The 12,522-nt window shown below is 64.1% G+C and carries 8 protein-coding genes and 5 pseudogenes; 4 read left to right on the top strand and 9 right to left on the bottom strand.

Annotation, left to right across the window (positions count from 1 at the left end; all coding sequences use genetic code 11):
* The 4 pseudogenes from JCM9942_RS18835 to rfbB all read right to left on the bottom strand — a co-directional run.
* Positions 1–93, bottom strand: a pseudogene (locus JCM9942_RS18835) (sugar nucleotide-binding protein); the annotation flags it as partial.
* Positions 90–646 (bottom strand): annotated as a pseudogene (rfbC, locus tag JCM9942_RS04780) (dTDP-4-dehydrorhamnose 3,5-epimerase). The pseudogenes JCM9942_RS18835 and rfbC, both read right to left, overlap by 4 nt.
* Positions 643–1,529 (bottom strand): annotated as a pseudogene (gene rfbA, locus JCM9942_RS04775) (glucose-1-phosphate thymidylyltransferase RfbA). Before rfbA ends, rfbC begins: the two co-directional pseudogenes overlap by 4 nt.
* 85 nt (positions 1,530–1,614) lie before the next feature.
* A pseudogene (gene rfbB / locus JCM9942_RS04770) lies at positions 1,615–2,669 on the bottom strand (dTDP-glucose 4,6-dehydratase).
* A gap of 265 nt (positions 2,670–2,934) precedes the next feature.
* Here rfbB and JCM9942_RS04765 point away from each other — a divergent pair.
* The 4 genes and pseudogenes from JCM9942_RS04765 (at position 2,935) to JCM9942_RS04755 (ending at position 7,272) form a co-directional block, all read left to right on the top strand.
* Positions 2,935–3,681 carry an electron transfer flavoprotein subunit beta/FixA family protein gene (locus JCM9942_RS04765; protein WP_054658036.1) on the top strand — a complete coding sequence of 249 codons (747 nt, stop codon included), beginning with the start codon at positions 2,935–2,937 and terminating at the stop codon, positions 3,679–3,681.
* Positions 3,681–4,613: pseudogene (locus JCM9942_RS04760) on the top strand (electron transfer flavoprotein subunit alpha/FixB family protein). The gene JCM9942_RS04765 and the pseudogene JCM9942_RS04760 overlap by 1 nt, the downstream one beginning before the upstream one ends.
* Before the next feature lie 14 nt (positions 4,614–4,627).
* Entirely contained in the window at positions 4,628–5,221 is a 594-nt protein-coding gene (locus JCM9942_RS18830) for a hypothetical protein (RefSeq protein ID WP_157722775.1), read from the top strand.
* A gap of 305 nt (positions 5,222–5,526) precedes the next feature.
* Positions 5,527–7,272 (top strand): hypothetical protein, encoded by a 1,746-nt coding sequence (locus JCM9942_RS04755; RefSeq protein ID WP_172675045.1) that lies wholly within the window; start codon positions 5,527–5,529, stop codon positions 7,270–7,272.
* 57 nt (positions 7,273–7,329) lie between these two features.
* Here the strand turns inward: JCM9942_RS04755 and JCM9942_RS04750 are convergent, their stop codons facing one another.
* The 5 genes from JCM9942_RS04750 to JCM9942_RS04730 form a co-directional block, all read right to left on the bottom strand.
* Positions 7,330–8,982, bottom strand: coding sequence for a DUF2142 domain-containing protein (locus JCM9942_RS04750; protein ID WP_157722771.1), 1,653 nt, complete (start codon positions 8,980–8,982; stop codon positions 7,330–7,332).
* Positions 8,983–9,307: 325 nt separating this feature from the next.
* Positions 9,308–9,685, bottom strand: coding sequence for a GtrA family protein (locus tag JCM9942_RS04745; protein WP_157722769.1), 378 nt, complete (start codon positions 9,683–9,685; stop codon positions 9,308–9,310).
* 47 nt (positions 9,686–9,732) lie between these two features.
* The gene (locus tag JCM9942_RS04740) at positions 9,733–10,740 is read right to left on the bottom strand and encodes a glycosyltransferase family 2 protein (RefSeq protein WP_054658028.1); all 1,008 of its coding nucleotides are present in this window, start codon (positions 10,738–10,740) and stop codon (positions 9,733–9,735) included.
* A 3-nt stretch (positions 10,741–10,743) separates the two neighbouring features.
* Entirely contained in the window at positions 10,744–11,091 is a 348-nt protein-coding gene (locus JCM9942_RS04735; RefSeq protein WP_054658026.1) for a glycosyltransferase family 2 protein, read from the bottom strand.
* A partial coding sequence (locus JCM9942_RS04730) for a glycosyltransferase family 2 protein (protein ID WP_157722768.1) occupies positions 11,061–12,522 on the bottom strand: 1,462 nt, incomplete at its 5' end. The genes JCM9942_RS04735 and JCM9942_RS04730, both read right to left, overlap by 31 nt.

Here is a 12,522-nt window from a genome sequence, read left to right as displayed (position 1 = left end):
GCGCGTGGTCGCGATCACCTGCCCCAGCGGCGCCAGCGCGCGCAGCAGCTCCTGGCCGACCTGGCCGTTGCCACCGAACACCAGCACCGTCATGGGGTGTAGACCGGCAAACGGTCTTCAGCGATGTCCTTCAGGAATGGTGCGCTTTCGTCCTTGGCCGACAGGGTCGGCGCACTGATCGGCCAATCCACCGCAATATCGGCGTCATTCCAGCGCACGCCAGCATCGAAGTCCTTCAGGTAGACCTCGGTACACAGATAGCTGAACACCGCGCGCTCGGACAGCACCGCAAAGCCATGGGCGAAGCTTCCGGAATCCAGAACTGGCGCTTGTTTTCGGCGCTGAGCATCACCGCCTCCCACTGGCCAAAGGTTGGCGAGCCGCGACGGATATCGACGGCCACGTCATAGACCTCGCCTTCCAGCACGCTGACCAGCTTGCCCTGCGGCCGCGGCCACTGGTAATGCAAGCCACGCAGCACACCCTTGGCGGAGGTGGACACATTGCTCTGCACGAAGCGGGTCGGCAGGCCGTGCTGGCCAAAGCGCTCGGCATTCCAGGTCTCGAAGAAAAAGCCACGCTCGTCACCGAACACCGCCGGCTCGATGACCACGCAACCCGGCAACTTCGTTTCAATCACGTTCACGGAACGACTCCACGCAAGGCGAGTTTGTGCAGGTACTGGCCGTAGCCATTCTTGATCAGCGGGGCGGCCAGCGCCTCCAGCTGCTCGGCGTTGATCCAGCCCTGGCCGAAGGCGATTTCCTCCGGACAGCAGACCTGCAGGCCCTGCCGGGTCTGGATGGTCTCGATGAAGTTGGAGGCTTCCAACAGGGACTGGTGGGTGCCGGTATCGAGCCAGGCGTAACCGCGGCCCAGCGCTTCCAGGTGCAGGTTGCCCTCGGCCAGGTAGCGCTTGTTGAGATCGGTGATCTCCAGCTCGCCCCGTGGCGACGGCTTCAGTTCGGCAGCATGGGCACTGGCGTTGCGTCGTAGAAGTAAAGGCCGGTCACGGCGTAGTTGGAGCGCGGGTTCTCCGGCTTCTCCACCAGGTCGATCACCTTGCCACTGGTGTCAAACTCGGCCACGCCGTAGCGCTCCGGGTCGTTCACCCAGTAGCCGAACACGGTAGAGCCGTCCACGCGCTCGTCGGCACGCTTGAGCACCTCGCGCAGGCCGTGGCCATGGAAGATGTTGTCCCCCAGCACCAGGCAGCTCGGCTTGCCGGCCACGAAGTCGCGGCCGATCAGGTAGGCCTGCGCCAGCCCGTCCGGACTGGGCTGCACGGCATACTGGATATCCATGCCCCACTGCGAACCGTCGCCCAGCAACTGCTGGAACAGCCCCTGCTCATGCGGGGTGTTGATGATCAGCACTTCACGGATGCCCGCCAGCATCAGCACGCTGAGCGGGTAGTAGATCATCGGCTTGTCGTACACCGGCAGCAGCTGCTTGCTGACGCCCTTGGTGATCGGGTACAGCCGGGTGCCGGAGCCACCGGCCAGGATGATGCCTTTGCGTTGCGTCATTTCCAGAATCCTTGCGTGAAGATATCGCGCCGCCCGTCAACTGCCCTCGAGGGCAGCGCAGCCAGATCGCGACAACGGCCCATCATCAGGCGACGGTGCCGATACGCTGCAGGCGGTAGCTGCCATCGAGCACGCCGTTGACCCATTCCTGGTTATCCAGATACCAGTCCACTGTGTAGGCGATGCCCTGCTCGAAGGTGTACTTGGCTCCCAGCCAAACTCGTTCTTCAATTTGGAGGCATCAATCGCATAACGGCGGTCATGGCCCGGGCGGTCGGCGACGTAGGTGATCTGGCTGCTGCGCGGCTGGCCATCCGCACGCGGGCGGCGCTGGTCCAGCAGGGCACAGATGGCCTGCACAACTTCGATATTCTGCTTTTCCGAGTTGCCGCCAACGTTGTAGGTCTCGCCCACGCGGCCTTTGGCCAGCACGGTGCGGATCGCTTCGCAATGGTCGGTCACGAACAGCCAGTCGCGCACCTGCTTGCCATCGCCGTACACCGGCAGCGGCTCACCGGCCAGTGCCTTGGCGATCACCAGCGGAATCAGCTTCTCGGGGAAGTGATACGGGCCGTAATTGTTGGAGCAGTTGGTGGTCAGCACCGGCAGCCCGTAGGTGTGATGGAACGCGCGCACCAGATGGTCCGACGCCGCCTTGGACGCCGAGTACGGCGAGTTAGGCGCGTAAGGCGTGGTTTCAGTGAACAGGCCCGTTTCGCCCAGCGTGCCGTACACCTCGTCGGTAGAGACATGCAGGAAGCGGAACGCCTGGCCCTTGTCGGCCGGCAGCGCCTTCCAGTAATCGCGCACGGCTTCAAGCAGCGCCAAGGTGCCAACCACATTGGTCTGGATGAACGCGCCGGGGCCATCGATGGAGCGGTCCACATGGCTTTCCGCGGCGAAATTCAGTATCGCGTCGGGCTGGTGTTCGACCAGCAGGCGCTCGACCAGAGCGCGATCACCGATGTCACCTTCCACGAAGACGTGGTTCGGGTTGCCGTCCAGACTGGAAAGGGTCTTCAGGTTACCGGCATAGGTCAGGGCATCGAGATTGACGACGCGCACGCCCTTGGCGACCGCCTCCAATACAAAGTTGCCGCCAATGAATCCGGCACCGCCGGTGACAAGCCATGTGGGCACTACCTGTTCTCCTGTTTTTCAATTCATCCTGGGAACGCCCGCGGCATTCCGACACAGCGTTACAGCATACAGGCCAGCGCTCCACACGGCTGCCTCCGGAAGGATAGGACACGCCCGCAGATCCGGCATTTTGGTGCTTCGCAGCATTTCCATACGCATTCGCATGGAACCGCTTGGCCAGTTAGAATCGCGGTCCAATTTCCCGAACCGGTTGCTGCCACCAAGAGCCGGACGCTATTCCCTGTTACCGAAGGATTCGTACCAGATGAAAATCCTCGTCGCGTACAAGCGCGTGGTGGACTACAACGTCCGCATTCAGGTCAGGCCGGACGGTTCCGGCGTGGTCACCGATGGCGTCAAACTCTCGCCCAACCCGTTCGATGAAATCGCCCTGGAAGAAGCCCTGCGCCTGCGCGACAAGGGCCTCGCCACGGAAGTGGTGGTCGCCACCATCGCCCCGACCGACGCCCAGGCGCATCTGCGCAACGGCCTGGCCATGGGCGCCAACCGCGCCATCCACGTGGTCACCGACCAGGCCATCCAGCCGCTCACCGCTGCCCGCACCCTGCTCAAGCTGGTGGAGAAGGAACAGCCGGATCTGGTTATCCTCGGCAAACAGGCCATCGACGACGACGCCAACCAGACCGGCCAGATGCTGGCCACGCTGTGGGCGCGCCCGCAGGCCACCTTCGCCTCCAAGGTCGAGATCGCCGACGGCAAGGCCACGGTCACCCGTGAAGTCGACGCCGGCTTGGAAACGCTGGAAGTCGACCTGCCGGCGGTGATCACCACCGACCTGCGTCTGAACGAGCCGCGTTTCATCAAGCTGCCGGACATCATGAAAGCCAAGGCCAAGCCGCTGGAAACCCTGCAGCTGGCCGACCTGGGCGTTGAAGCCGCCGACACGTTCAAGACCACCCACTACGCCGCGCCGGCAAAGCGCAGCAAGGGCGTGATGGTGAAGGACGCCGCCGAACTGGTGGCTGCACTCAAGCAGAAGGGGTTGCTGTAATGGCCAAGATTCTCGTTATCGCTGAGCACCTGGACGGCAAGCTCAACAGCGCCGTCGCCAAGACCGTTTCGGCCGCTGCCGCCGTCGGTGGCGACATCGACGTGCTGGTGCTGGCCGCCGACCCGGCCGGCATCGCCGCCGAAGCTGCGCAGATCGCCGGCGTCAGCAAGGTGCTCACCCTGGCCAACCCGGCCAACGCACATGCCCTGGCCCAGGTACAGGCACCGCAGATCGCCAAGCCGCCGCCGGCTACAGCCACGTGTTCGGCGCCTCGACCACCACCGGCAAGGACCTGGTCCCGGCCGTCGCCGCGCTGCTCGGCGTCAACCAGGTCTCCGACCTGATGAGCGTCGAAGGCCCGCACACCTTCAAGCGCCCGATCTACGCTGGCAACGCATCATCACCGTGGAACTGCCGGCCGACCAGGTCGTGGTGGCGACCGTTCGCGCCGCTTCGTGGCCGGAAGCAGCCAAGGGCAACAGCGCACCGGTCGAGGCCATCAACGTCGATGCCACCCTGCCCTCGCACACCCGCTTCATCGGCCTGGCCGCCGGCAAGAGCGACCGCCCGGACCTGCAGAGCGCCAGGCGCGTGGTCTCCGGTGGCCGCGGCGTCGGCTCGGAAGAGAACTTCAAGGTGATCTACCAGCTGGCCGACAAGCTCGGCGCCGCCGTCGGTGCCTCGCGCGCGGCGGTGGATGCCGGCTACGTGCCCAGCGACATGCAGGTTGGCCAGACCGGCAAGATCATCGCTCCGGAGCTGTACATCGCCGTGGGCATCTCCGGCGCCATCCAGCACCTGACCGGCATCAAGGACGCGGCACCATCGTCGCCATCAACAAGGACGGCGATGCGCCGATCTTCGAGATTGCCGATATCGGGTTGGTGGGTGATCTGTTTACGATCCTGCCGGAGCTGGAAAAGGCGCTCTGACATAGAATCGCCGCATGCAACGCATCATCTCCCAGCCATATCCGCCACATTCCGAAAAAAGGAGCGCCTCTGCGGCGCTCCTTTTGTTTTTTGGACTTTTCCTGGCGCTTGCGGGTGGCTGGCTCAACACGCGCCCTTACAGCCTGGCCATCGAGATCAGCCTCAATGCACCTGGCGGACCCTATCTGCAGATCTTCCCGTTCGCCGGAGGCTATAGCGAGGCCAATGTCCGGCAGGTTCCGCTCCAGGCTGGCCGGCAGGTCGTGCACCGGCTGTCCGTGCAGTCACCCAGGTTACCCAAGGTCGTGCGTATCGACCCCGGCAGCGCCGTGGGCATGATCGAACTGCAGTACTTGGCTTCGCCAGCTTTTCCGACAGCGCGCGCCTGGAAGGCCTGCGACTGCGCGAGGCGATGGTGTTGCGCAACGATATGCACTGGGACACGCACGGTAACCTCGTCGCCAGCGGCCACGATCCGTGGTTCGAAGTCGCGGTTCCGCCCGATGTACTGGCCGGACCGCGTGCAGCCAGGCGCGCCGGTACCGCCTTGGGCATCGTCGGACTGGTGCTGGCGGCCGGTGTCATGGCGATGCGCGGCAGACGGGTAATCGTACAGCTGCGCCGGATGACCATGATGATGCCCGCTGCGCTATGGAAGATGCCGGCCATGACCGTCGCCGGTATCGTGGTCATGGCCGCACTGGGCTTGCCGGTCGAAGGACTACTGCACGATCCGCTGCGCGGCGGACGCTATGGCGCTCAACTGTTTCTCGCCGCACTACTGCTCGCGGCCATCGGCGCGGCACTCCTGGATGCGCTGCGCCTGCCACCGCGCATGCAGGGTTCGGCAAGACTTTTCCTGGCACTGGCGATAGGCCAGTGTGGACTGGTGGCTTACCTCTACCTGCGCTCCATGGTCTCGGCCATCGGCGCGCCAGCAGTGGGCAGCATGGAAATGGGTACCTTGGCGGTCGTCGCCTGCGGCTGGCTCTGGTACCGACGGCACCGCACCGGCGCGGCGACTGGCATGCAGGGACTTCCCGTGCAGCTGGGTATGCTCGCGGCAATCTGCCTGGTAGTGGCTGATCGGGAGCTACCGCGGATAGTGATGCTCTCCAGCGACCCGGATACCCATGCGTTCCTGAGTCAGCGAATTCTTTCGCTCGGGTTCCTCCCTTGGTCGGGAGACCTGGTGTTCGACTATCCTGCCGGAAGCGCCTTCCTTGGCGCCAGTTGGAGTTGGCTTTCGGGCCTGGATCCGCGCGACACCATCACCGCGTTACCGCTGATCGCCTGCCTCACCGGCGCGATGCTGCTGGCCGAGGCGGTTGCACAGCGACACCGGCATCCACTGGCAATGCCCGCGGCATTGCTGACCGCACTGGCGCTGACAATCGCCGCCTTCCTGTTCCCACTGTTCAGCCAGTACGCACACATGGAGGGCACAGGAAGACAGATGTGCTTCGTGTTCGCCGCCGCCGTGCCGGCATTGTGGATGGCATCGGCGCCGGCGGCAGTACGCACCGGCTGGGCCCTCGTGGTGCCCTGCGCGCTCCTGCTTCTGGCCTTGGGCAGCCTCAATCCGATCGGCCCGGTCATGCCCGGCATCGTCATGGGAGCGTTCTGGCTGCATGCCAGCCTGCACCACCGGCATCCGCATCCGGCGGCACTGGCCTTGCCATTGGCCGCGTTTGCGCTGTTGCTCGACCCGTACTACCAGGGGCTCGTACAGGGTGCCGGAGCAAATCCCAAGATCACTGTCACCGCCAACTACACGGCGCTTTCGCTGACTGAACTGCTGGCACAGTGGCCCAGCTTCTACACCCGGCATGCGGCCGAACTGGGCAAGCAGCTGTTCTGGCTGATGCCCCAGCACGCTGCCCCCACCTTCCTGCTCCTGTTGCTGCCCATCGGCGCTGTGCTGTTGTATCTGCGCAGGCCCCGACTGTCGCGCGAAGCGCTGCTTGCGGGGGCGGCGCTGCTAGCGGCGACAGCCGCCTGTATCGGGCTGTTCTTCACGCTGCGCAACGATCCCCGTGGCTATCTGCTGCCCGGCTATTTCAGCTTCAGCGTTTCACAATACGAGTTCATCCTGCTCACAGTCCTAGCGGCCATGGCCTCAACAGCGGCAGTGATTCGAGGCTTTGCAGTGGGGTGGCTGGCCACTGCCGCCGTCGCCTGTTGCGTCATCGCCCTGGGCATGCGGACGCAGCAGGAGTCCATGTGGACGCCACGCCAAGCCTATTGCGGATCGCTGGGCTGCGCTTCGGCCAACGACTTGGCGGTGCTGGAGATGATGCGCGGGGTGATGGACGACATGTCCGGCAAGAAAGTGCTGTTGCCCAACCTGAGCCTGCATACGGGCAACGAGGCCTGGGTATTTCCTGTCGCCGGCGCGCGTGCGCTGCCATTTTCCGGCAGTCTGGAACCGGCGTTTTTCTATTATCAGGGCGACCCGGATTTCTCCAGCCGCAGCTACCAGGACAACGTCTGCCACCAGCTCGACCGGCGCTGGCTGGCCCGGCATCGCATCGGCTATGTCTTTCTGCCGGAGAACCGCGCGCAGGCCTGTATCAGCGGCATGGAATCGCTGATCGACTCGGAACGAATCGTCTTCCAATCCGGAGATGCCTACCTGCTGGAGCTCTCCACGCCCTGAGTAGAGCGAGTGCCGCTTCGTTGTCCCGCGACCCGCGATCTTCGTGGGCCGGTCGCCTCAGCGGCCACTGACGAAATACGCCAGGTGCAGGCGCTCGAGCGCATCCAGGTTCAGCACCATCGCCGCTGTCAGCACGAAAGCCAGCAGAAGCGCACGCAGCGGATCCGGGCTGCGCATGGACATCCAGGCCCAGGCGAATGCGAGGGGTGGCAGGAAATAACGGCCCTGTAGGCCCTGCACGATGGTGGCGTCGACCGAGGTCCACTGCACGTACAACGGCAATGCGATCATCACCACAGCCCCGGCCACCATCACCAACGCGGCCGGCGCCACCCGTGGCCAGCGCAGCGCATCGGGCCGGTTGCCGGCGAGAAACAGGGCCGCGACCAGGGCATAGCCCGCAAGCGGGTATGCCCACGCCGATAACGGCACGTCGATCCACCCGAGGATCCCCACCATCATCCGGTACAGATGCGCGCCATGCTCGCCGGTGAGCGTGTTCCACAACAGTCCAAGGAACGTGTCGGGATCGTGCAGAAGCTGACGGATGTTGCTTGCCGGGTCAACGCCGGCGCGCGCAATGCCATCGGCGTCGGCCATCGCGATCAACGCCAGGTGCAACGCCCATGGCAGCGCTACGAAGCACCCCAGCCCGCGCAGGAAAGACAGGCCTGATTGCCGGAACGCTTCGCGGCAGAACAGCAGGCTCGCCAATACCCAGGCCGCGCCGGGCTTGAGCAGGCCGATGGCGATGGCCAGCCCCCACAGCACCGGCAGGATCCGCCGCAGCGGCACGCGCCCGGCCGCCAGCCCCGAGGTCAGCCCTGTCCAGGCGATGGTCAAGGCGATAACCAGCGAATCGGCCGATACCGAGGCCAACTGGGCCAGTGACATGGGCAGCAGGGCGACGAAGGCCAGTGCCCATTTGGCGCGGCCGGCCAATGCGATCCCGAGCCCTACAAGGAGCGACGCCAACAGCAGGTTCAGCAGGCGCGCCGAATACAGGAATGTACCAAAAGAGCCGCTCATGGCGCAGGTGCTGCTGAAAGCGACGGCGGCAACCGCGTAATGATGCGGGAAGTAGGGATCCGCGCCGCCGGTCGGCGGCGCGCTGGTCGGCGCACAAGCAAGGGGTTGTGCTAATTGCCGCTCCAGCTGCGCCTTGCTGAATGGCTGCTTGTTTCCCAGATAACCTGAGAACGGGCCGTACATCGCCGACAAATCCGGGAAGCGCTGCCCGTCATGCCAACCGAACGGTGTGCCCTGGCCGATCCGGACGATCTTGGCCAGATGCGCGCGCTCATCGGGGACAGCCCCCGGCGGCGTGCGCACCGCGTACAGGCTGCCGAATACCAACAGCAACGCCATGCACAGCCAGTGCGCATTGCCATCAAGGCGCTCCAGCCAGGCCAGGCGCGCGTACCGTCTGAGCGGGGCGAGGTAGATCCAGCGCAGGACGACCAGCAGGAGCAGCAGCCACAGACCAGTGGCATACATGACGGCCTGATGGAGACCTTGCCACCGCAGGGCCGTCGCCAGCGCCGCCTCCATTGCCGGACTGGCCCCCAGTACGAGCTGCGGGTCGGCCGCGTCCGCGGTAGAGGACAGTACTCGGCACGGCCCCGCCTCCACCAGTTCAAGATCGTGCCTCGCGCCCGACACATAGGCATGATTCTCGCCCGCCACCCGCAATACCACGTCGCACAGCAAACGTCGCCGCCATTGGGCGGATCGACGCGCAGCCGCGTCAGCTGCATTCCCGTCCGCGCCAGCCGCACCTCCTGCCGCTGTCCGACGACCACGGGATACCATTCGGACATAACTTCGCTGAAGTCGCCGTCCTCGTCGAAGAAGACCTGGAGTTGGCCGGAGACCGTGGACTGGACCGTAAAACTCAGCCTCGCTTGGGACCGGTCCTGGGAAAGCCAGAGCGCCCCGGCCAGGAATAAGCCAAATGTGACGATCGCCAGTACGCCTAGCTTGCCCGGTTTCCACAACAGTCTGCTCGGCTTGCCAACCGCCATTTCCATGGCCTTCACCCTCCTTCAACTATGACGAACACCCAGCGCCGCATCAGCATGAAGCTGAGCATTGCCAGCACGATCTCGATGCAGACCTTCATCCTCCAGGCGGCCGGGATACCCGCCATACTTCCGGTCAAGACAACCGCGCCAGTGCTGAGCAGCGTCAGCGACACCCACAGCAGCACATAGCGCAGCAACTGCTGCCGCGTCAGCCGCGGTTGCCGGAAGGTCAGCTTGCCGTTCAGCAGGAATCCCAGCATCGCGGCTGTGAAGCGCGTGAACAGATTGGTCCAGAACGCCGGCATCCCCCAGTAAGTAAGAAGGATGAACAGGCCGGCGTCGAACGCAAACTGCAATCCACCCACCGCCAGAAACAACGCGATACGCACCAATTCCGTATGGGCTGGCAACCATCGCGGCGCTCCTGCACGCACCGTCACGTGTCCGTGGTCCCGTCGGCGGCTCCACAGCCCGGTTCGTCGAGCAGCCGGGAAGACAGCGGCGATTTCGGCACAGACGCGATGTCATAGGAGAGAAAGGCCAGCAGCAGCTGCAGGCCGACGAGGACAGGCATGGCCGCCAGCATCACCGTGCCAGCCGTGGTCGGCACACCGCTGGTAATACCTTGCCACCATTCGATGGCGCCAAAGCACACGCCAAAGGACAGCAAGACCAGGCCTGCCACCAGCTCAAACGAGGCGATCGACAGATCGCGCAGGAAATAGTTATAGAAGATTCGCTTGCCGAAATTGCGCACGTGCTTGACCAGGAATTCGCCAAGCACCCGGCTGATCTTCAGATTGCTGACCTCATCGGCATACTTGGCGTCCATAGGCACGTCAACGATCACCGCACGGAATGTACCAAGGCGGAACATCATGTCGGTCTCGAAGAAATAGCGCTTGCTGATCCGGTCCATAGGCAGCAGCTTGGCCACCTTTGCCGAGATGGCGGTGTATCCATTGGTCGGGTCGAACACATCCCAATAGCCGCTGGAGAACTTGGCCATGAAGGAAAGTCCTGCATTTCCCACCAGCCGCAGTATCGGCATCTGCCCGATCTGGCTCAGGTCATAAAAGCGGTTGCCCTTGGTGTAATCGGCCAGTCCTTCGGCAATGGGCCTGACGAATCGGGGCAGCAGCCCCGGATCCATCTGCCCATCGCCATCGATCTTGACGATGATGTCCATGCCCGATTCGATGGCGCGTTGATACCCGGTCAGCACCGCCCCGCCGACGCCCTGGTTTACTTCATGGGTGAGCACCACCACCCGCGGATCGCGACACTGCGCCGTCACCAGCGCGCCGGATCCATCCGGACATGCATCGTCGACCACGATGACCTGCTGGACCATCGGACCGATCGAGGCGATGACGTCGAGGATATGGCGGGATACCCGGTAGCTCGGGATGACGACAGCGATCCGGGGTTCCATTCGGCGCATGTGTCAGGACTCCAGTAAGAAAGGCTGTGACAGGGAAAGGTTGGGGTTGTAGGCGGGATCACGACGCAGGACGCCTTCCCACCGTTCACGCATGAAGGCGACTTCCGACATGAACCTGGCCTGCTTCACCGGATTGTCCTCCAGGCCACGCGACGCCGATTCGTGGTGATACAACTCGGCGAACGGCGTCCACAGGTTGCGGTATCCCTTCTCGCGGATGCGCAGGCACAGATCGACGTCGTTGAAGGCCACGCGCAAGCGCTCGTCAAGACCGCCGACTTCGTCATAAACCGAGCGGCGCACAAGCAGACAAGCGGCGGTCACGGCGGACAACTCCTGCGTGAGCAGCATGCGCCAAAGTAACCTTGGCTACCGCGTGGATGGCGGCTGCCGACATGGCCGGCCACGCCACAGAGGCCAACAAGCACCCCGGCATGCTGGATCGTATCGTCGGGGTAATAGAGCATCGCGCCCACCGCGCCGACGTCGGGCCGCATCGCATGGACGACCATCTCCTCCATCCAGTCGGGGGAGATCACTTCGATATCGTTGTTGACCAGGCCGATGACCTCGCCGCGCGACTGGGCCACGGCGAAATTGTTGATCGCCGAGTAATTGAACTCGCCCGGATACGGCAGCACACGCACGTTGGCGAGTCTGGAAATACGATCGAAATAGTCCAGCGTCTCGGGCTCGACCGAACCGTTGTCCACCACCAGGATCTCGTAATCCGGATAGGTGCTGCGCTCGAGAATGCTGTCCACGCACATGCGCAGCAGATCCACGCGATCACGGGTGGGGATCACCAGACTCACCTTGGGCGCCGGCACCGGCAGGGAGCGTTTCACCCGCATCATGCTGGCCGGGAGAATGCTCACCTCGCTCGGCTGCCCGATGCGCTCCAAGTGTTCTTCCACCGCACGACGGCCAGCCACCACCGCGTAGTTCTTCTCGCCTGCGGCCAGTGCGGTCGACCCCTGGATCGCCCGCCAGTGGTACAGGACGCGCGGGATGTGCACGATCTGTCCGGGCTTGATGCGCTCGACACAGCGCAATGCCAGGTCCCAGTCCTGCGAGCCTTCCAGCCCCTTGCGGAAGCCACCCAGCTCGCGCACCAGCGGCAACGAGTAGACGCCAAGGTGCGAGATGCAGTTCTGCCCCAGGAACAGGTCGTAGTTCCAGTCCGGCTTGAAATAGGGGTCAAAGCGAATACCCGCCTCGTCGATCTTGTCCTCGTCGCTGTAGACCAGGCGGGCATCCGGAGTACGGCACACCGCTTCGGCGACCAGCAGCAACGCCTCCGGGTGCAGCTCGTCGTCATGGTCGAGCAGCGCCATATATTCGCCCGTGGCAATCTCCAGCGCCGAATTGGAGGATTCGGAGATATGACCGTTCTTCTCGCGGTAGACGACCTTGATCCGCGGATCGCGGCGCTGGTACTCCTCCAGCACCGTGCGCACGTGCGGCGACGGCGACGCATCGTCGGCGATGCAGAATTCCCAGTATGGATAATGCTGCGCGACCACACTATCCAGCGCCCGCCGCAGCCAGCGCTCCGGCGCCTCGTAAACCGGCATCACCACCGACAGCAACGGCCGCCGCGGCAAGACGGCAAGACGCGCCTGCACATCAGCCACATTCAGCATCGGCTCGTTTCTCGCGATCCATCGGGCGTAGTCACTGGACGGCGCTGTCTGCAACGCCTGGTAGTCGTGTAAACCCTGCTTGAGCGAGGCCCAGGGCCCCGCCTTGGCGCCGGTGGCCGCCAGCCGCGCCGCCAGC

The organism is Stenotrophomonas pictorum JCM 9942 (assembly GCF_001310775.1).
In the GTDB taxonomy this organism is placed as follows: Bacteria; Pseudomonadota; Gammaproteobacteria; order Xanthomonadales; family Xanthomonadaceae; genus Stenotrophomonas; species Stenotrophomonas pictorum.
Note: the sequence above shows the minus strand (reverse complement) of the source record. Positions and strands in the feature narration are given on the sequence as shown.